At 59.5% G+C, this 20,042-nt stretch carries 19 protein-coding genes; all 19 read right to left on the bottom strand.

Annotated elements, in window-relative coordinates; translation table 11 throughout:
* Nucleotides 1–119: 119 nt before the first annotated feature.
* Nucleotides 120–464 carry an Hpt domain-containing protein gene (locus tag AB4O08_RS20805; protein WP_010208750.1) on the bottom strand — a complete coding sequence of 115 codons (345 nt, stop codon included), beginning with the start codon at nucleotides 462–464 and terminating at the stop codon, nucleotides 120–122.
* A gap of 30 nt (nucleotides 465–494) precedes the next feature.
* Nucleotides 495–2,213 (bottom strand): ATP-binding SpoIIE family protein phosphatase, encoded by a 1,719-nt coding sequence (locus tag AB4O08_RS20800; RefSeq protein WP_010208749.1) that lies wholly within the window; start codon nucleotides 2,211–2,213, stop codon nucleotides 495–497.
* Entirely contained in the window at nucleotides 2,210–2,515 is a 306-nt protein-coding gene (locus AB4O08_RS20795) for an STAS domain-containing protein (protein ID WP_010208748.1), read from the bottom strand. Before AB4O08_RS20795 ends, AB4O08_RS20800 begins: the two co-directional genes overlap by 4 nt.
* Before the next feature lie 65 nt (nucleotides 2,516–2,580).
* Complete coding sequence (gene fliJ, locus AB4O08_RS20790; RefSeq protein WP_010208747.1) at nucleotides 2,581–3,030, bottom strand: flagellar export protein FliJ; 450 nt, start codon at nucleotides 3,028–3,030, stop codon at nucleotides 2,581–2,583.
* 3 nt (nucleotides 3,031–3,033) lie between these two features.
* Entirely contained in the window at nucleotides 3,034–4,392 is a 1,359-nt protein-coding gene (fliI, locus tag AB4O08_RS20785) for a flagellar protein export ATPase FliI (protein ID WP_010208746.1), read from the bottom strand.
* Nucleotides 4,382–5,146: a flagellar assembly protein FliH gene (gene fliH, locus AB4O08_RS20780; RefSeq protein ID WP_042571867.1), complete on the bottom strand. Its 765-nt coding sequence runs from the start codon at nucleotides 5,144–5,146 to the stop codon at nucleotides 4,382–4,384. The genes fliI and fliH overlap by 11 nt, the downstream gene beginning before the upstream one ends.
* Before the next feature lie 10 nt (nucleotides 5,147–5,156).
* The gene (gene fliG / locus AB4O08_RS20775; protein WP_010208743.1) at nucleotides 5,157–6,176 is read right to left on the bottom strand and encodes a flagellar motor switch protein FliG; all 1,020 of its coding nucleotides are present in this window, start codon (nucleotides 6,174–6,176) and stop codon (nucleotides 5,157–5,159) included.
* Nucleotides 6,169–7,947, bottom strand: coding sequence for a flagellar basal-body MS-ring/collar protein FliF (gene fliF / locus AB4O08_RS20770; RefSeq protein ID WP_010208742.1), 1,779 nt, complete (start codon nucleotides 7,945–7,947; stop codon nucleotides 6,169–6,171). Before fliF ends, fliG begins: the two co-directional genes overlap by 8 nt.
* Before the next feature lie 16 nt (nucleotides 7,948–7,963).
* A complete protein-coding gene (gene fliE / locus AB4O08_RS20765) occupies nucleotides 7,964–8,293 on the bottom strand; it encodes a flagellar hook-basal body complex protein FliE (protein WP_010208741.1) in 330 nt (109 codons plus the stop codon).
* Between the two features lie 131 nt (nucleotides 8,294–8,424).
* Nucleotides 8,425–9,801: a sigma-54-dependent transcriptional regulator gene (locus tag AB4O08_RS20760; protein WP_021490840.1), complete on the bottom strand. Its 1,377-nt coding sequence runs from the start codon at nucleotides 9,799–9,801 to the stop codon at nucleotides 8,425–8,427.
* A gap of 7 nt (nucleotides 9,802–9,808) precedes the next feature.
* Entirely contained in the window at nucleotides 9,809–11,020 is a 1,212-nt protein-coding gene (locus tag AB4O08_RS20755; RefSeq protein ID WP_031290412.1) for a sensor histidine kinase, read from the bottom strand.
* Between the two features lie 110 nt (nucleotides 11,021–11,130).
* Nucleotides 11,131–12,606, bottom strand: a complete 1,476-nt coding sequence (locus AB4O08_RS20750; RefSeq protein ID WP_010208737.1) for a sigma-54 dependent transcriptional regulator — start codon at nucleotides 12,604–12,606, stop codon at nucleotides 11,131–11,133.
* A 170-nt stretch (nucleotides 12,607–12,776) separates the two neighbouring features.
* Nucleotides 12,777–13,073, bottom strand: a complete 297-nt coding sequence (locus tag AB4O08_RS20745; RefSeq protein ID WP_010208736.1) for a hypothetical protein — start codon at nucleotides 13,071–13,073, stop codon at nucleotides 12,777–12,779.
* A 25-nt stretch (nucleotides 13,074–13,098) separates the two neighbouring features.
* Nucleotides 13,099–13,503: a flagellar export chaperone FliS gene (gene fliS / locus AB4O08_RS20740; protein ID WP_010208735.1), complete on the bottom strand. Its 405-nt coding sequence runs from the start codon at nucleotides 13,501–13,503 to the stop codon at nucleotides 13,099–13,101.
* A gap of 140 nt (nucleotides 13,504–13,643) precedes the next feature.
* On the bottom strand, nucleotides 13,644–15,032 hold the full coding sequence (gene fliD / locus AB4O08_RS20735) for a flagellar filament capping protein FliD (RefSeq protein WP_010208734.1): 1,389 nt from the start codon (nucleotides 15,030–15,032) through the stop codon (nucleotides 13,644–13,646).
* 81 nt (nucleotides 15,033–15,113) lie between these two features.
* The gene (locus AB4O08_RS20730; protein WP_010208733.1) at nucleotides 15,114–15,464 is read right to left on the bottom strand and encodes a flagellar protein FlaG; all 351 of its coding nucleotides are present in this window, start codon (nucleotides 15,462–15,464) and stop codon (nucleotides 15,114–15,116) included.
* 75 nt (nucleotides 15,465–15,539) lie between these two features.
* A complete protein-coding gene (locus AB4O08_RS20725; RefSeq protein ID WP_029529076.1) occupies nucleotides 15,540–16,961 on the bottom strand; it encodes a flagellin N-terminal helical domain-containing protein in 1,422 nt (473 codons plus the stop codon).
* A 265-nt stretch (nucleotides 16,962–17,226) separates the two neighbouring features.
* Nucleotides 17,227–18,156 (bottom strand): ketoacyl-ACP synthase III, encoded by a 930-nt coding sequence (locus AB4O08_RS20720; protein ID WP_010208730.1) that lies wholly within the window; start codon nucleotides 18,154–18,156, stop codon nucleotides 17,227–17,229.
* Nucleotides 18,157–18,432: 276 nt separating this feature from the next.
* The gene (locus AB4O08_RS20715) at nucleotides 18,433–20,037 is read right to left on the bottom strand and encodes a flagellar hook-associated protein 3 (RefSeq protein WP_042571868.1); all 1,605 of its coding nucleotides are present in this window, start codon (nucleotides 20,035–20,037) and stop codon (nucleotides 18,433–18,435) included.
* Nucleotides 20,038–20,042: the final 5 nt, after the last annotated feature.

Here is a 20,042-nt window from a genome sequence, read left to right as displayed (position 1 = left end):
TAGGGGTCGGGGATGCAGTATCTGGAGGTAGAGCAAGAGTTGGGCCAGGTTGGTATATCGACCGAGTAAATATCCATTTTTTCGGTAATGGCCGCTTAGGGTTTCGCGCTTACAGCGACTCAAACCCCAAACCGCTGCCGCTCCGACTCATACATCGGCTTAACCAACGCAAACTCATGATCAATCTGATCCACGAGCGCCCCCAAATCCGTAGTGGATTCAACCGACTCAACCTCCAGCCGCTGACACAACTGCGCCAACCGCACCGCCCCAAGGTTACCGCTACTCCCCTTGAAACTATGCGCAATCCGCCCCAACGCCTTCGCATCATCCCGCGCCTTGCGCAGCGCCTCGACGCGCTTCTGGGAATCATCGAGAAAGGTATCAAGCAACTTCGGATACTCGCCTTCCATGACTTCCTGCAAACCCGACAACACCGCCGGGTCCAGATGTAGATCAACCACTTGCTCGCTCCTTGATCAAGAATCGGCGGATTATGCCAGAGCCTCCCAGGAAAACTCCACGCACACACTACGCCCACCATCCGACCAGCCTACCTCGCTGCTCAACTGCCGTACCAGACTCAAGCCCCGGCCAGACAGACGGTCGATATCCAGCGGCCGCGCCAGCACCTGCTCCACATCAAACCCCGAACCGCTGTCTTCAATGCGCAGGGTCATCTTCCCACCCGCCCCGATCGGCACCACCTGCACATGCACCCGTATATACCCGCTATTGAGTTGCGCGAGGCGGTCATTACGCTGACGGTAATACTCGGCAAACCCTTGGGCGTCACGCTTGAGCCGAGAGTCCAGACCCAAGACGCCGTGCTCCAGGGCATTGGAATACAGCTCCGCCATCACGCTGTAGAGCGCCCCACTTTGCTCACGCAACCCATGAATCTCCAACAACAGTTGCAGCAGATACGGCAACGGGTTGTAACGCTTCAAGGTCTCGGCGCGAAACTCGAAACTCACCGACCAATCCAGCGGACACGACTGCCCGCTGTCCGCATACAACGGCCCCGTGGCGCGCAGTTGCTGGTCAGGCTGCAAGGTGATTTCCACCATGCTCACGTCATCGCGCACTTCACCGCGAAACGCCGCCAGGGCCTGTTCGATGTCTTCAAATAAACGATCAGGCTCGCGATTGGCGGCAAACACCTGTTGCAAGCGTTCAGCGCCGAACAGTTGATCGTTGGCATCGGCGGTATCCAACACCCCATCAGACAGCAGGAACACCCGGTCACCCAGGGCCATGGGCCAGACTTCAGTACGATCATCAAAGGCTTGCGCCGACAGTACCCCCAACGGCAAGTGCCGCGATTCCAGCGGCGTGCGCCGGCCGGTGGCGATTTCATGCCTGTAGCCTTCGGGCATGCCGCCGTTCCATACCTCCACCACCCGTCGCTGCGTGCTCAGACACAACAGGGTGGCGCAGCAGAACATGTCCACCGGCAGGATGCGTTTGAGTTTGGCGTTCATCTCCCGCAGGGTCTGCGCGAGGCCATAGCCTTTGGCGGTCATGCCATAGAACACTTCCGCCAGAGGCATGGCCCCCACCGCTGCCGGCAGGCCATGGCCGGTGAAGTCGCCGAGCAGCACGTGCATATCACCGGACGGCGTGTAGGCCGCCAACAACAGGTCACCGTTGAACAGCGCATAGGGCGATTGCAGGTAGCGAATATTCGGCGCGGCATTGATACAGCCCGAATGCGCGACCTTATCGAACACCGCCTTGGCCACTCGCTGCTCATGCAGGAGATAGTCGTGATGCTTGGCGATCAGGTCGCGCTGCTGCAAGACCGTCGCCTGCAACCGACGCAGGCGGTCCATGGCGTTGATCTTCGCCGCGAGAATAAGCTGGTTGTAGGGTTTGGGCAGGAAGTCATCACCGCCGGCATCCAGGCACTGGGCCAGCGCTTCGCTCTCGCGCAGGGAGGTGAGGAAAATCAGCGGCACCAACTCTTCACCCGCCAACTGCTTGATCCGCCGTGCCGCCTCAAAGCCGTCCATCACCGGCATCAGGGCATCCATCAACACCAGTTGCGGGCGCTCACGGCTAAACACGTCGACCGCTTCAGCGCCATTGGTGGCCGTGAGTACCTGGTGACCTTGGCGCCGCACGATGGTCGACAGCAACAGCAAATCGGCGGCGCTGTCTTCGGCGATCAGGATCGTCAGCGGTTCAAGGACCGGGGCCAGGGCGCTCAACTGATGTCGAACAGCTTGTCGAAGTTGGAGATGGCGAGGATCTTGCGCACGTCTGAGTTGCTATTGACCACCCTGACCTCCGACTGGTCGCCACCCGCGTGGTCACGCAGGAGCAGGAGCATGCCCAAGGCCGAACTGTCCATGTAGGTGGTTTCCTTCAAGTCGACGACGTACGACTCGGGAACCTTGTAAAACCGTTCGTAGGCATCACGAAACGTCTGGTGGCTGCCGAAATCGAACCGGCCCTTGACCACGATCGTTAACTTCTTCCCATCCAGGGATACGTCTGACTCGACTGACATGCGACTGCTTCCTTGTCATTGGCAATGACACAAGGTTTAGCAGGAGAAGGCGCCATGGGCAACTATCAATAGACGTCTTTGCGCGGCATGCGTTGGGAGAGTTCGTCGAGCAGCTTCTGTTCACGCTTGTCTTCGATGGCCCGCGCCTCGTCGATATAGCGCTGCACCAGCTTGCGCAGGCCTTCGACCCGGGCAAACGCGGCTTGCCAGCTTTCGCGGGCTTTATCGAGGTTGTTCTGGTGCCACGCCAGGCTCTGGCGCTGCTGGCCGACAGCCGTTTCCAGTTGGTTGAGAAAGCCCTGGTAGCCCATCAGCCATTGGCCGGACACACCTTTGGCGCCACGCTCGATCCACTGTTGCTGGTATTCGCCCCGAAAGCGCTCCAGGTCGCCCAGCTTGCTCTCGGCCAAGCGCACCTGCCCCTGGAAGTAACCCAGGCGCTGCACGGCGGTTTTCTCGGCCTTTTCGGCCATGTCCACCACCGGAGCCAGGCGTGCGGCGCGGCTGTTGGCCATGGCTTAGCCGCCCGGCGCCGGGGCGAAGATCGACTGCAGGTGCGCTTCGCTTTCACCCATGCTGATCTTGTCGTTGAGGCCTTGGCGCAAGTAGGTCACCAGTTGCGGTTGCAGGGCGATGGCCAGGTCGGTGTCGCGATCGCCGCCCGCCACGTAGGCGCCGACGCTGATCAGATCGCGGCTCTGTTGGTAGCGCGACCATAACTGCTTGAATTGTTGCGCGCGAATCATATGCTCCGGCGTCACCACCGCCGGCATCACCCGGCTGATGGACGCTTCGATATCGATGGCCGGGTAATGCCCCTCTTCGGCCAAACGCCGCGACAGCACAATGTGGCCGTCGAGCACACCCCGCGCCGAGTCAGCAATCGGGTCTTGCTGGTCATCACCTTCGGACAGCACGGTATAGAACGCCGTGATCGAGCCCCCGCCCGCCTCGGCATTACCGGCACGTTCCACCAGCTTGGGCAGCTTGGCGAACACCGAGGGCGGATACCCCTTGGTGGCCGGTGGTTCACCGATGGCCAGGGCGATTTCCCGCTGGGCCTGGGCGAAACGCGTGAGCGAATCCATCAGCAACAGCACGTTCTTGCCCTTGTCACGAAAGTATTCGGCGATGCGTGTGCAGTACATGGCGGCGCGCAAACGCATCAGTGGTGCATCGTCCGCCGGGGAAGCGACGACGACCGAACGCTTGAGGCCTTCTTCACCAAGGCTGTGCTCGATGAATTCCTTCACCTCGCGGCCCCGCTCACCGATCAGCCCCACCACGATGATGTCGGCCTCGGTAAAGCGCGTCATCATGCCCAGCAGTACCGACTTACCCACGCCCGTACCGGCAAACAGGCCCAGACGCTGGCCGCGGCCGACCGTCAATAATCCGTTGATGCTGCGGATGCCCACGTCCAGCGGCACGCTGATGGGGTTACGGTTGAGCGGATTGATGGTGGGGCCATCCATCGGCACCCAGTCTTCGGCCTTCATGCCGCCTTTGCCATCCAGCGCGCGACCGGCGCCATCAAGCACGCGGCCGAGCATGCTCATGCCCATCGGCAGGCGGCCGGTATCGGCCAAGGGCACCACGCGCGCGCCGGGGGCAATGCCCGCCAGGCTGCCCACGGGCATCAGGAAAATCTTGCTGCCGGAAAAGCCCATGACTTCGGCTTCGACCTGCACCGGGTGGTAGCTGTCGTCGTTGATCACCATGCAACGGCTACCCATGGCAGCACGCAGGCCTTCGGCTTCGAGGGTCAGGCCGACCATGCGCAACAGGCGTCCTTCAAGGATCGGCTGGCCAGGCAACTCTGCGGCTTCGGCGTAACCGCTCAAGCGCTTGGCGAAACTGGTGCGATCAAGGCGCATCGGGGGCGTCCAGGTCCACGCTCAGGTCTGGCTCGGCGGGGTTCAACACCTGCTCATGGGCCTGATCCAGCAGCTTGGCCATGATCTGGCTGATGCGGGTTTCCACCGTGGCATCGATGCGGCTGTGCTCGGTTTCGACTCGACAACCACCGGGCTGCAACGACGCGTCCTCGACGATGCGCCAGGTTTCCTCATGGCGTTCGCGCAGGGCTTTGACCTGTTCAAAATCCTGGGGATTGATGTACAGCCGTACATTGCCGACACCCAGGGGCAGCAGCTTGAGGGCTTCGCGCATCACGCTTTCGATATGGCTGGAGTCCAGCACCAACTCACGCTGGATCACCTGGCGGGCGATGTGCTGCACCAGCTCGACCATGGCTTTTTCGATCTGCGAATCCTGCTCGGCGATGGGGTCGAACAGGCCGCCCATCAAGCGCTCCAGGCTGGCCAATTTGGCGCTCAGCGCCTCCTCGGCTTCCTGACGGACCTTGAGAGTGGTGCTGCGAAAACCATCTTTTTCACCCGCCGCGAAGCCCTCGTTGTAGGCCTCCTGGCGGATAGCTTCCAATTCTTCGAGGGTCAGTGGCTGGACTTCATCCAGCGGCACTTCTTCCATTTCCGCCGGCGGCTCTTCAACCGGTTCAGGCTCAGGCTCGGGCACATGTGGATCGAAGCTGGGCAACGACCAGATGTCGAACCCACCGACGTCCCGCGCGCGAATCAGATCGCTGGGCGCCTCATCTTTGTTCGACATGAAAGGCGCCTTAGATCATTTCTTCGCCGCCCTTCCCGCCGAGAACGATTTCTCCGGCTTCGGCCATACGGCGGGCAATGGTGAGGATTTCTTTCTGCGCGGTTTCCACGTCGCTGACCCGCACCGGACCTTTGGCTTCCAGGTCGTCGCGCAGCAGTTCCGAGGCACGCTTGGACATGTTCTTGAAGATCTTCTCTTTGACGTTTTCGTCCGAGCCCTTGAGGGCCAGCACCAGCACGTCGGAAGACACTTCGCGCAGCAACGCCTGGATGCCACGGTCGTCGACATCGGAGAGGTTGTTGAACACGAACATGAGGTCTTCGATCTGGCCGGACAGGGTGTCGTCGATCTCGCGGATCGAGTCCATCAACTGGCCTTCGACCGAGCTGTCGAGGAAGTTCATGATATCGGCCGCGCGCTTGATACCGCCCAAGGTGGTGCGCGAGGCATTCGAGTTGCCGGAGAACTGCTTCTCCAGAATCGTGTTGAGCTCTTTCAGCGCTGCCGGCTGTACGGTGTTCAGCGACGACACGCGCAGGATGATGTCCAGGCGCACCTTATGGTCGAAGTGGCCGAGGACTTCACCGGCCTGGTCGGGGTCCAGGTACGCCACCACGATCGCCTGGATCTGCGGGTGTTCGTAGCGGATCACGTCGGCAACGGCGCGGGGCTCCATCCATTTCAGGCTGTCGAGGCCGCTGGTGTTGCCACCGAGCAGGATGCGGTCGATCAGGCCGTTGGCCTTGTCTTCGCCCAGGGCCGAGGTGAGCATCTTGCGGATGTAGCTGTCGGAGCCGACGCCCAGGCTGGTCTGGTCGCCGACGATCTCGACGAACTCGCTCATCACTTGCTCGACTTGTTCGCGGTGCACATTGCGCATCTGCGCCATGGCCACGCCCACACGTTGAACCTCTTTGGGCCCCATGTGGCGCAGCACTTGGGCGGCGTCGGTTTCACCGAGGGACAGCAGCAGGACTGCGGCTTTGTCGACCTTGGTGAGCTTGGCAACAGCGGCTCGATTATCACTCATCTGCGTTGATCCACTCTTTCACGACCTGGGCCACACGGCCCGGGTCTTCTGCCACCAGACTCTTGATTGCGTTCAACTGAGCGTCATAGCCTTCGCTCGGGCTTGGCAACAGGATGCTTTGCGGGCCGCCGAGGCTGACACGGTCGTTGGCCAGTTCGCCGTCGAGGCCGCCCATGCCGCCCAGCTCGACGTCGCCACCGGCCAGGGCCAGCTGTTTTTTGCCGTTGCCGGTGATGTTGTTGAGCACCGGGCGAAGCACGCCAAACACCAGCACCAGGATGAACAACACACCCAGCACTTGCTTGACGATGTCCCAGAACCACGGCTGCGAGTAGAACGCCGGTTCAGCGATCACTTCGCCACGCTCGGCGGAGAACGGCATGTTGATCACGCTGACACTGTCACCACGGCTGGCGTCAAAACCCACAGCATCCTGCACCAGACGGGTAAAGCGCGCCAATTCGTCGGCGCTCCATGGCGCACGGGTGACGGCGCCGTCAGCGGCATTGACCTTGACCTGGTCATCCACCACCACCGACACCGACAGGCGATTGACGCGACCCTGTTGTTGCTTGGTGTGGCTGATGGAACGGTCGAGCTCGAAGTTCTTGGTGGACTGGTTACGTTTGTCCGCCGGGTACGGGGCGAGCATCGGCTGGCCAGTGGCCGGGTCCATGATTTGCTGGCCGTTGGCATCCAGCAGTGGCTGGCCTGGCTGAATCGCGCCAGCACTGGCAGTAGCGCCACCGGTGGTTTGCGGCGCCGAAGCCGGGGCTGGCGGCTGGTTGCTCAATGCGCCCGGCACACCTTGCGGCGGGCCATTGGCGGCGGTGCGTTGTTCGCTGGTGGACTGCTCACTGCGCAAGGCAGGCTGGTCCGGGTTGAATTGCTCGGAGGTCGACTCGACGGCGCTGAAGTCCACATCGGCCGACACTTCGGCCTTGTAGCGGTCGTTGCCCAGCACCGGTTGCAGGATGTTGTGCACACGCTGGGTGAGCATGCTTTCGACGCGACGGCTGTAGTCGAACTGCTTGCCGGCCTGGGTCAGCGCGGAGTTTTCCGCCTGGTCGGACAGCAGGTTGCCCTTCTGGTCCACCACGGTGATCTGCGATTTGCTCAGCTCGGGCACGCTGGTGGCGACCAGGTTGACGATCGCCAGAACCTGGCCAGGCTCCAGGGAGCGGCCAGCAAACAGTTCAACCAACACCGAGGCGCTGGGCTTGCGCTCGTCGCGTACAAACACCGAGCTTTTCGGGATGGCCAGGTGCACGCGGGCGCCCTTGACGTTGTTCAAGCTGGAGATGGTGCGTGCCAGCTCGCCTTCAAGGCCACGGCGGTAGCGGGTGGCTTCCATGAACTGGCTGGTGCCCAGGCCCTGATCCTTGTCGAGGATCTCAAAACCGATATTGCTGTCGGACGGGGTCACGCCGGCGGCGGCAAGCTTCATGCGTGCACGAGCCACGTCGTCGGCCTTGACCAGCAGCGCCCCGGAGTTGGGCTCCACGGTGTAGGCGATGTCGGCGGCGGCCAGGGTTTCCATGATCTGCTTGGAGTCCATGCCCGCCAGGCTGCCGTACAGCGGCCGGTAATCAGGTTGCTGCGACCACAGCACCACGGCAAAACCAATCGCCACGCTGGCGGCCAGGCCGACCATCAGGCCCACCTGACGCAGCATGGTCATTTCGGAGAGGTTTTCCAGGAACGACAGGCCAAACAGCGGCGGCTTGCCATCTGCCTTGGCGGGTGCGTTGTCCACGAGTGCTTCTGCCATGACTTAAATCTCGTCCTTAAACCGGCATCTGCATGATGTCTTGATAGGCCTGAACCAGCTTGTTACGCACCTGGGTCAGCGCCTGGAAGGAAACACTGGCCTTTTGCGAGGCGACCATCACATCGGTGAGGTCCACGCCGCTTTTGCCAATTTCAAAGGCATTGGCCAACTGGCTGGAGGCTTGCTGGGTGTCACTGACTTTGTTGATGGCCTGACCGAGCATATCGGCGAAGCTGCTTTGGCCCAATTCCGGCGCTGGCGCGACGGATTTCGGTTGAGCCATGGCATCCATTTGCATGGCGCGCATATCCAACATCAACCGATTGAACTCAATACCCTGGCTCATGAACTTCTCTCTCCGACAACCCGCATGTTTTTTGACGCTACGCCGCAATTACTAGGGAAGTAGCAACAAGGGTGCCAGCTCTGTATCAACTCGTAAGAAAAGGCGACAAACCTTGTCGACCTTGTTACCGGTTATGTGGCGAATAGATACGCTTCCACATCCATCCCGGCGTCGCGCATCTGCGCCAGCTTGTAGCGCAGGGTGCGCGGGCTGATGCCCAAGCGTTCGGCAGCCTCTTTGCGGCGGCCGCGCTCGGAACGCAGAGTGTCGATGATCATCTGGAATTCGCGGCGACGCAGGTCGTCGCCCAAGGCACCGGCGGTCTCGGCTTCGACCACCACAGGCGTGGGCGCCAGAGTCGGCAACGGCGCCGCACCGCTGCCCATCGCCAAACAAAAATCCTGGGGCTGGATCAAGCCACCCTGCTGCAGGATCAGCGCGCGCTGGATGGCGTTGTCCAATTCCCGCACATTGCCCGGCCACGGGTATGCGATCAGACAGGCCTGAGCCTCGGCCGACAGCCGCGCCTGGGCATGCTTCATTTTTTTGACGTGGTTGTTCAGCAGACGCTCGGCCAGCGGAATGATGTCCGCCGGGCGCTCGCGCAAGGGCCGCCAGGCCAGGGGGAATACGGAGAGGCGGTAGAACAGGTCTTCACGGAAGCGCCCCGCCGCCACTTCGCCCGCCAGGTCACGGTTGGTGGTGGCAACCACACGGATATCCAGCTGGATCGGTTTGCGGGCGCCGACGCGTTCCACTTCACGCTCCTGCAACACCCGCAGCAACTTGGCTTGCAGGCCCAGGGGCATTTCCGAAATCTCATCGAGCAGGATGGTGCCACCGTCAGCTTGTTCGAACTTGCCCGCCTGGGCTGCGATGGCGCCGGTGAAGGAGCCTTTTTCGTGACCGAACAGCGTGGCTTCGAGCATGTTGTCGGGGATCGCCGCGCAGTTGATGGCGATAAAGGGTTGCTTGGCGCGGGTCGATTGCTGATGGATGTAGCGCGCCAGCACTTCCTTGCCGGTGCCGGACTCGCCGGAAATCAACACGGTGGAATCGCTGCGCGCCACGCGGGCCGCCAGTTCCAGCAATTGTGCACTGGCCGGCTCGAAGGCAATCGGCCCCTCGCCGTCACTGGGCGGGATCACGCCCAAGGCATGCCGCACGACCAGCTCGATCAACGCTTTCGGCTCGAATGGCTTGACCAGGTAATCCGCCGCCCCCTGGCGCATGGCGTCAACCGCACGCTCAACGGCGCCGTGAGCGGTCATCAGCAACACCGGCAATTGCGGCTGGCGCGCACGCAGCAGGCCGAGCAATTGGTGACCGTCCATGCCGGGCATGTTCACATCGCTGACCACCAGGCTGAAGGACTCCTGCTCCACCGCCTCCAAGGCAGCCTCGGCAGAACCGACCGCCCGGTAGTCATGGCCCGCCAGCAGCAGCGTGTCAGCCAATGCTTCACGCAGGGCGCGATCGTCTTCCACCAACAGAACCTTGATAGCCATAACCTTTCTACTCCGCGCTTGCCGCGCCGGAAAACAGCGGCAAGGTCATCAATGCACAGGTGCCACGCCCAACACGGGAATGCAGCTGCAATTCTCCCTGATGGGCGCGTGCCACTGCCTTGACCACGGTCAGGCCCAGGCCGGTGCCGTTGGTCTTGGTGGTAAAAAAGGGTTCGCCCAGACGCTGCAACACGGCAGGTTCGATACCACTGCCACTGTCGCTGATGCACAAGCGCAGGTTTTGCCCGCGGTTGTACAGGTGCACCTTGAGCCGCGCGCCCGGGCCGCTGGCCTGGGTGGCGTTTTCGATCAGGTTGAGCAGTGAACCGACCAAGGTGTCGCGGTTGCACAGCAGTTCACCGAGATGGCTGTCGCATTGCCAGCGCACCTGGACGTCTTGGATATGGGGTGCAGCCGCCGCTTGCAGGGCCTGCATCAACCCCGCCGGCGTGATGCGGTCGGTCAGCGGCAATTCGCCACGGGCAAACACCAGCATATCGCGCACCTGATGCTCCAACTCATGCAGACGCTCCTTGAGGCGGCCGGCAAAACGCTGGTGGGTGGCGGCGGGCAATTGCTCATCAGTCAAATGACTGGCGTAGATCAAGGCCGCCGACAGCGGTGTGCGGATCTGATGCGCCAAAGAAGCGACCATGCGCCCCAACGACGACAATCGCTCATGGCGTGCCAACTGGTCTTGCAGGTGACGGGTTTCAGTCAGGTCGTTGAGCAGCACCAACTGGCCCGGCTCCGCGTCCAGGGAACGGGTGGCGATGGACAGGCGGCGGCCATCCTTAAGGGAAATTTCGTGACCGTCGTCTTCACGGGGGGCAAAGCAGCGGGTGATGACATGCCGCCACAGCTCGCCTTCCAGGGGCAAGCCGAGCATGTCGCAGGCGGCCGGGTTGGCTTCGCGCACGCGGCCCTCTTCGTCGATGACAATCACGCCACCGGGCAACAGTGACAGCAGGTTTTGCAGACGATTGGCCAGGCGTTCTTTCTCGGCCAACTCTTCCATGCGCTGGGCACTGACCACGGCCAGCTCGCCTTTAAGCTCGGACACCCGGGCTTCGAGCAAGCTGTAAGAGTCGGTCAATTGGCTGGACATCTGACTGAACTGCGAAAAGGCCTGTTCCAGGCCCTGGCGGCTTTGCTGTTCTACAGACGGAACGAGCCCCGCGATGGCAGAGCTGGAAGAATGTTGGGCGGCGTGGGGCATCATGCTCTCTCGCTTGGCTGACCGTCAGTTAAACGGAACGTTGCGAGGGCTGTAGCAATACCCGTGCCGAAAAAAATAACCTTATTTTTCAGTTAGTTGAAAAACAGGCGTCAATCATCCGCCTGTTCGTCACCTTCTTTGCGGCTCATGCCGTACTTGCGCATCTTCTCCACCAAGGTGGTTCGACGGATACGCAGGCGCTCGGCGGCACGGGCGACGATACCGTTGGCGTCGTCCAAAGCCTGTTGGATCAGGCCCTGTTCGAGGTTGCCGAGGTAGTCCTTCAAGTCCAGGCCTTCCGGCGGCAGCATGGCGGTGGAACCGAAGTCCGGGGTATGGCCGTTGATGGCCACCCGCTCTTCCATGTCAGTGCGCAGGCTGTCGACCAGTTGCTCGTCTTCGTCGTCGACGTAGCGGAATTTCTTCGGCAACTCGACCACGCCGATCACGCCGTAGGGGTGCATGATCGCCATGCGCTCCACCAGGTTGGCCAGCTCGCGCACGTTGCCCGGCCAGCCGTGGCGGCACAGGGACATGATCGCGGCGGAGTTGAAGCGGATCGAACCGCGCTTTTCGTGCTCCATGCGCGAGATCAGTTCGTTCATCAGCAGCGGAATGTCTTCCACGCGCTCACGCAACGGAGCCATTTCGATCGGGAACACGTTAAGGCGGTAGTACAGGTCTTCGCGGAAGCTGCCGACCTCAATCATGCTTTCAAGGTTCTTGTGGGTCGCCGCGATAATGCGCACATCGACGCTCTGGGTCTTGTTGCTGCCCACGCGCTCGAAGGTACGCTCCTGCAACACACGCAGCAGCTTGACCTGCATCGGCAGCGGCATGTCGCCGATTTCGTCGAGGAACAGCGTACCGCCGTTGGCCAATTCAAAACGCCCGGCACGGCTGGTGATCGCCCCGGTAAAGGCGCCCTTCTCGTGACCGAACAATTCGCTTTCGAGCAGTTCCGCCGGGATCGCCCCGCAGTTGACCGGCACGAACGGCCCGTCGCGGCGCTTGGAGTGATAGTGCAGATTGCGCGCAACCACTTCCTTGCCGGTGCCGGACTCGCCGAGGATCAGCACGCTGGCGTCGGTATCAGCCACTTGCTGCATCATCTGGCGCACGTGCTGGATGGCACGGCTGGTGCCGACCAGGCTGCGGAACAGGTTGGGTTCGCGGTGGCGGCCGCGCTCGCGGGCCTGGTCGTACATCTCGCGATAGACCTGGGCACGGTGCAGGGAATCCAGCAATTTGCTGTAGCTGGGGGGCATTTCCAGGGTGGAAAGCACCCGGCGGCGCTGGTCTTCGGGCAGTTCGACGGAAGAAATATCGCCGATTAGCAACACGGGAAGGAACTCATCCCAGGTTGACAGTGTCTTTAACAAGCCCAAAACAGCGCCAGGAGCGTTTACCGTCCCGATCAGCACACAAATGACTTCACGGCTCGATGACAATGAGCTGACCGCCTGCTGCCAGTCATGGCTGCCGCAGGGCAAATTTTCTTCGCCGAGAAAATTCAAAATCACCGCTAAATCGCGGCGGCGGACGCTATCGTCATCAATCAGCAGAATTTTGGTTTCACGCCACATGCAATAGCAACTTCCCTAGTAAAACTTCATGCCCCGAAGTGAGGGCAATCGAGGCGCCTGTAAGACTTTGTACCTTACTAGACGTCTGAAATCTGAAAACAGCACTAGTTAAGTCAAAAATGCTGGCACAGTCAAATATATGACGCACCGTTCGGACCAACTGAGCCCATTCAGCCGAACAGATGGTAAACCTTTGACGCGTTTTTAGCTCGGTTGATCAGCGACATCTCTTCAAAAATCGCCTGGCGCTCGCCGGTCGTCACCTCAAGCAACTGCTGATACACCACTAGCAAGCTTTCCAACTTCTCTCGCAGCACGTCCTCGTTCACTGGCGCTTCGCTGAGCACTTCCTCGATCACGTTGCGACAGCCCAGGTCGAGTTCGCCGATGGCGTCCCAGTTCCGTTCCGCCAGCGCGCCGATCAGGGCTTCGCGGGTTTCGTCTATGCGTTGCAGTGCGTGGCTCATGATGTATTCCTCAAGGCCGATGGCCTTATTGTGCGGCACCTTGTGGTAGTGCAATGGCATCCCAGCCTTCTTTCACAGTAATCAGCAACCGAGCGACTTCGTCGATCATGCTGGCATCGTTGTGCAGATTGGCTTCCATCAAACGGTTGGTCATGTACGCGTACAGACTTTCCAATTGCTGGACGTAAGCCGGATCTTCGCTCTTCTCCGCATCCAGGCCATCACGCAGCCCAATGATGATATCAATGGCCTTACCGAGCATCAGGCCCTTTTGTGCGATGTCCCCACGAGCCAATGCGCCTTTGGCCTGTGCCATGCGGTCGAGCCCGCCCTCCATCAGCATTTGCACCAGGCGATGCGGGCTGGCTTCGGAGATCTGGGCATGGGAATTGACCTTCTGGTATTGGCGAAGGGCTCTCATGGGATTCATGGTTCTACCTCGTGACAGGTAACAGCGAAAAGGATTTCAGTAACCATTGTGTCGACTGGGCCGCAAAAAACTTTAACCCGATGGTCTTTCTAAGAAAAAAGCCCAGGCCGATGGACCTGGGCTTTTTCATGGGCGCGCGATCAACTGTTTTTCTGGTTGTTCAGCGCGTTGAGAGTACCCATGATGTTGTTGCTCTGCTGGCGCAGCTGGGCGACCAGGGAGTCCATGGCCGCGTACTTGCGAGTCAGGCTGTCGGTCAGGTCCTGGACGTGAGCGTCCAGGTCCGACTGATCCTTGGTCAGCTTCTTGAGGCTGTCGGAGAGTGCACTTGAGCGCGTCGCGAAGACTCCAGTGGTCGGCTTTGCATAGCCGTCTGTCGCAGCTGTCATGCGGGCCAACAAGCCGTCCTTGCCGCCCAGCATACTGTTGATGTCAGCTGCGTTGGTCAAGGCGGCCTTGTCAAAGGCCTTGTCATCCATGGTCAACAGACCGGTATTGGAATCGGTGCCGATACCAAATTGTGCCAAGGATTTGAACTGGCCGTTCCCCGACAAGGCATTGAACTCGGAACGCAGGGCGCTCTGCAAAGAGCGCATGTTCGCATCACCAGTCAGAGTAGCCGACACGGAGTTACCCGCAGCATCCTTCGTCACCTTGGTTTCAGCATTCATCGCCTTGAGCAGGGCATTGTAGCTATCGACGAAACCCTTGACCCCGGATTTAAGCGCGGCGGTACTGGTAGAGACAGAAATAGTCGTGACCGCCTTGGTGGGGTCGGTACTGCTGACTGGCGGAGATACCGAAAGCAGCTTGATACTGACGCCACTGACCGCATCCGTAATGTTGTTGGTCTTGGCCGTATAGGCAACACCATCAATCGTGTACTCGGCATTCTTGGGCTCATCGATCACTTTGTAACCGGTATCGATACCCGAGTTGCCCGAAAGGGTAAGATCCGATCCCACACCGCCGGTGGTAGAGGTCAATACCATGCGCGAACCACTGGCATCGGTCACGATGTTGGCACTCAGGCCGGAGGTGCCAAACTGCGAGTTAATCGAGTCACGCACCTGCTGCAAGGTTGCACCTGGCGGAACACTCACGTCGAACTTCTTGCCCGACTGGGAGATGGATAATGTCGTGGCCGTATCCCCCTTGTTGACCACCGTAGAGGCGCCCCCCGTCAGCGTTGTGGTCGACAACTTGGAAGGCTGGGCCAATTGGTTGACCACTAGGTTGAAGCTGCCGTTGGCTGCCCCCTTCCCCGTCGTCATGGTGGCGACCTTCTCGTTCGATGACGTACCCGTCAAGCCACTGAAACTATTGTCATCAGTCATGCTTTTGATTGCGCCCCGGAACGCATCCAAAGCCGACTGAATTTTGCCGATCGACGACAGCTGAGTAGTTGCTTTCTGTGACTGGGTGTTGATCTGGGTCTGCTTGGGCGCACGATCAGCGTCCACCAGCGACTTCACAATGCCCTGAATGTCGATACCCGAACCAACACCGTTAACCGTGGTACTCGCCATCGTCTTTCTCCTAATTCGATTGTTGCCGCTTTCTTGACGAACAACACTTCAATCCGTCAGCGCAACAAGTTTCATGCCAGCTCAGACCTTTTCGTCGAACAACACGTGACTGGCAGTCGCCAGGCTCTGTGCCAACTTCAAGGCAGTTTCCGACGGGATCTGGCGAATCACCTCACCACTTTCAGTGGCGATAACCTTGACCACAACCCGATGGGTGGAATCATCTATGGAAAAGTCCAGTTTGCGCTGGGCCGCTTGTACGAATTCTCGAATATCAGTGACTGCTTTTTCAAGGTCAGCCCGCTCAGGCTCACCGGTGGTCGGCACAATCGCCTCGACCCTGGTTTTGTCTTTGTCCGCAACTGCCGGGACGGGTGCGCTTTGAGGTGCAACCGGTGGATAAGACGAGGCTAGCTTTACACTCATATCCATGTCCAATCTCCTCTAAAACCGAAAAGACGAAAGGGCACGTAAACGCGCCCTTCCGTCAGTTACCAAGCGCCGTTATTACTGAAGCAGCTTCAGTACAGCGGATGGCAGTTGGTTGGCTTGCGACAGGATCGCGGTAGCCGCCGACTGCAGGGTTTGTTGCTTGGTCAGCTCGGCTGTTTCAGCAGCGAAGTCTGTGTCTTGTACAGTCGAACGTGCAGCGGTGGAGTTCTTCTGAATGTTGGTCAGGTTGTCTACAGTTGTGGTCAGACGGTTCTGAACAGCACCCAGGCCCGAACGTACGCTGTCGATGCCGCCAATGGCTTTGTCGATTACAGCGATGGCGGACTGTGCGTTGAAGGCACTGGTCACGTCGGTTTGAGCAACAGAAGTCTTGGCCGAAGCAGCGGCGGTGCCAGTAGCAGCGAACAGACCAGTTACACCAGCGCCGTTCAGAGCGTAGCCTTTGGAAGAATCCAGGTTCACCGCGCCAGTGGCTTTCAAGCCGTTGGCGATGGCCACGGCGCTACCGTAGCTACCGCTGCCGTCTTTGGTCGCAACAGTGATCGAACCAGCGGCGGTTGCAGCGCTGAACTCAAGGTTTTCACCGGAGTCGGATTTAACCGACAGGCTTTGCTTGGCTTCGTCGAAGTTAACGCTAATACCCAGTTTGGCAGCGTTGGACTTCAGTTGGTCGGCCAGGCTGGCGGTGTCGGTCACGCCGGTGAAGGTGGTGGTTTGGCCACCAACGGTCATCGAGAAAGTAGCCGGTGCAGTCTTGGCAGCAGCGCCGACTACAAACTGAGCTTCAGTGCTAGCGGAAGCGCTCAGGCCACCTACAGCGCCGTTCAGTTGGCTGGCAATGGTTTTGGCCGAGCTGCCGGCAGCTACGGTTACGCTGTTGGTCTGGCCGTTACCGGTGATACCGATCACGCCGCCAGCAACACCCGAAGCGCTAGGTGCAACGCCCACGCTCTTGATTTGCTGCGAACCAATGTTGTTAGCAGCAACGTTGTCCAGGGACAGGTTGATGGTTTCGTTAGCGTTAGCGCCAACCTGGATAGCTTTGGTGCCGTACGAACCGTCCAGCAGTTTCTGGCCACCGAAAGTAGTGGTCTGCGAGATACGGGTCAGTTCCGAAGTCAGCGCCTGGTATTCTTCCTGGTTGGAAGTACGGTCAGCGTCGCTCAGGGAGCCGGTGGCCGAGGACAGAGCCAGGGTACGCATTTTTTGCAGAATGTCGGTCGAAGCCTGCATTGCGCCTTCAGCGGTTTGCGCGATGGAGATGCCATCGTTGGCGTTCTTTACAGCTTGGCCCAGGCCGTTGATCTGGCTGGTCAGGCGGTTGGAGATCTGCAGGCCCGAAGCGTTGTCTTTAGCGCTGTTGATGCTCAGACCAGTGGACAGACGCTGCATGGAGGTTTGCAGCGAGTTGGCCGCTTTGCCAAGGCCGTTCTGGGTAGTGATGGAAGCAATGTTGGTGTTTACTGTTAAAGCCATGACGAAATCCTCGTTGGATGGATACTGCGGCTTCCGGCCCTGGCAACCGCCGGGTGTGGCCTGAGAACCTACGTAATAGTTATCGTCGTGGTAGCCGGTTGCTTGAGGATTTTTTTGAATTTTTTTACTGGCGCCGTGCCACCCCTTGCAATTCAAGGGTTTACGCAGGCCCGAAACGCCGATTTCATTGGGTTTTCTGGCGCCAAATAAAAAACGCCGAGGGTCATTCGACCCTCGGCGTTTTTTTGTTGAAGCTATCAAGGCATCAAGGGCGATAGAGAATCGCCGAACCCCACGACAGGCCCACACCAAAACCGCTGATGGCCACGCGTTTCCAGGTGGCGTCCATCACGTGCTTTTCCAGCAGCAATGGAATACTCGACGACACGGTGTTGCCGGTCTCGACCATGTCCTTGATGAACTTGTCCACCGGTGCATCTTCAAAACGACGCGCCACAGCGTCGACAATGGCTGCACTGCCCTGGTGAATGCAGAAGGCATCAATCTCATCAGCCTTCAGGTCCGACTCATTGAGCAGCTCATGCAGGTGAGCCGGCACCTTGAGCAAAGCGAAGTTGAACACCTGACGACCGTTCATGAAGAACACGCCGTCGCTGACCTTCAGGTGCGGTGCACCGGAACCGTCGGTGCCGAACTTCGACTTGCCCAGCAACCACGGTGCGTCTTCGCCCATCCAGGTGGCGGTGGCGGCATCGCCGAACAGCATGGTGGTGTTGCGGTCTTCCGGGTCGACGATCTTCGAATACGGGTCGGCGGTGATCAGCAGGCCGTTTTTCAGGCCTGCGGCTTCCATGAAGCCTTTCATCGCGTAGATGCCGTAGACGTAGCCGGAGCAGCCCAGGGAGATATCAAAGGCTGCCACGTGGGTCGGCAGGCCGAGTTTGTCCTGGACGATGGCAGCCGTGTGCGGCAGCCCTTCTTCATCGCCGTTCTGGGTGACGACGATCAGCGCGTCGATGGACTCGCGCTTCAGATCCGGGTTATTGGCAAACAAAGCGTTGACCGCCTCGACACACAGATCGGAGGTTTCCTGCGCGGCTTCCTTGCGCGGCAGGAACGCCGAACCGATCTTGCCAATGATGAACTCTTCATCCTTGGCGAATTTGGCACCCTGGGCGTAGTTATCGATCCCGTCTGCCGGCACGTAACTGGCGATGCTTTTTATGCCAATCATTGTGGCTTCCCAATACTAAATAGCTGGAGAACACCCCTGGGACTACGCCCGGAGTGCTGACAATAAAGGGGATAACCCCATAAAAATCTCGCTGAAAGCCGCCTCGCAAGGACCCTGTGACGACTTATCCTTTTCATACGATACAGTGAAGATGCGCTTTATGACTCACAGGTCACTCAATTTTGTGTGCTTTGTGCAAAACCTTCAAACAATTAAGCCCCAGAAACGACAACGGCCCGCCCTGTTTCCAGAGCGGGCCGCTTGACGTAGAGCCACTTACATCTTGTTGAAAAGGCTCAATTGCGAGATTTTCACGAAGGCCAACTGGGAGGCTTGCAGCATGGTTTGCTGCAAGGTCAGGTTGATTGCGGCTTGAGCCGTATCGATATTGCCCAGATCACTCATGGTGCTGGTGTTAGCCAGGCCGATGCTGGTGTTCTCGCTGGTCTGAATATCCAGTGCATTCTGCCGCGCGCCAATGGACCCGCGGACATTATCGACCTGGGTACGGGTATTACCAAAGTTGGCGATGGAAGCATCCAGGGCATCCTTGAGCTTGATCATCGCCGCAGGATTACCGTCGGCCGGTTGCTCCAGGGCATGGCGCAGCTGGCTGAGGGTATCCAGTGCATTCTGAGTCTTCTGCGTCGTTGCAGCGACTGCGAATTGATCGCCGCTTTGCGGTGTACCGCTGACATCAAACGTCACCCCGGCCGCCGTGACCGTCGTGCCGCCTCCCGTGTCACCTGTAGCAATGGCTTTACTGTCAGCCGTGTAGGGCTGGGCATACACCTCGTACGCAGTACCAGAGGTGAATTTGATCACCGCACCGCTGTTCGCCGGGAATGTGCTGGCATACGCCGCCTGATTGGTCACCGAGGCATTGGTCAACTGCGCAGTGGATGGGTTGCTTGGAGTACGCGACACACTGAAGGTGTCCGGCTTGGCGGCCAGACTAAACGAACGGTCCTTAACCAGAGCATCCGCGTTCGGCCCCGACGCAACATCCTTGAGGTCCAGCGTGATATCGAACTTCACGCCGCGCAGGTTCACGCTGGAACCGCCTTCCTTGGTGGAGTCGAAAGTACCATTACCCGGAATTTCCGAAGTGATGTCGTTACCGTTCTTGTCGGAGACCTTGTATTGGGTGCTGCTGGTAAAGGTCAACTTGTAAGGCTGGCCGTCGGCAAATTGCTTGGTGTAGTCAGTGCCCGATGTCACCAGACCTGCCGACAACGAGACTTTATTGTCGTTCGGCACCGGCGCCGTCGCCGGCGGGACGATCGGTGGTGCTATCCAGGTAGCCTGGGTGCGACCCGAATTCGCCGCTCCCCCCATGATGCTCTTGCCGGTATCGCCCGCCTGGATCTTCAGCGTATCCGAAACCTGCAGGCTCAATGGGGTCTCGTCCCCTTGGTAAGTATAGGTGCCATCGCTGTTGCGACTATAAGGCGGGGTCGCAGTCTTGGACCCGGAGAACAGATAGTTGCCCGACGCATCCTTGCTGTTGAGCAAGCCCAGCACTTGATCCTCTATCGCGCCAATTTCGCCGGCAATCGACTTGCGATCGGCATCGCTCAGCGAGCCGCCCGCACGCAAGGCCAGCTCACTGGCTTTCTGCAGCGCGTCGTTGATCGAGCCCAGCACGCTTTCTTCGTTGGTCAGCGAGTTCTTCAAGCTAGTGATGTTGCCGTTGAACTGGCTCAACATGTCTTTCTGTTGCTGCAGCATCAACAGGCGCGCTGCCGCGACCGGGTCATCGGAGGCAGTTTCAACGCGCACTCCGGTGCTGGCCTGGTTCTGGGCCTTCACGACGCTTGAGTAGTTATCCGAATACTTGGCGGAAGTGGTTTCGAAGTATTGTGCGGTAGAAATGCGCATCGTCC

It is taken from the genome of Pseudomonas sp. H3_E07 (assembly GCF_054668895.1).
Note: the sequence above shows the minus strand (reverse complement) of the source record. Positions and strands in the feature narration are given on the sequence as shown.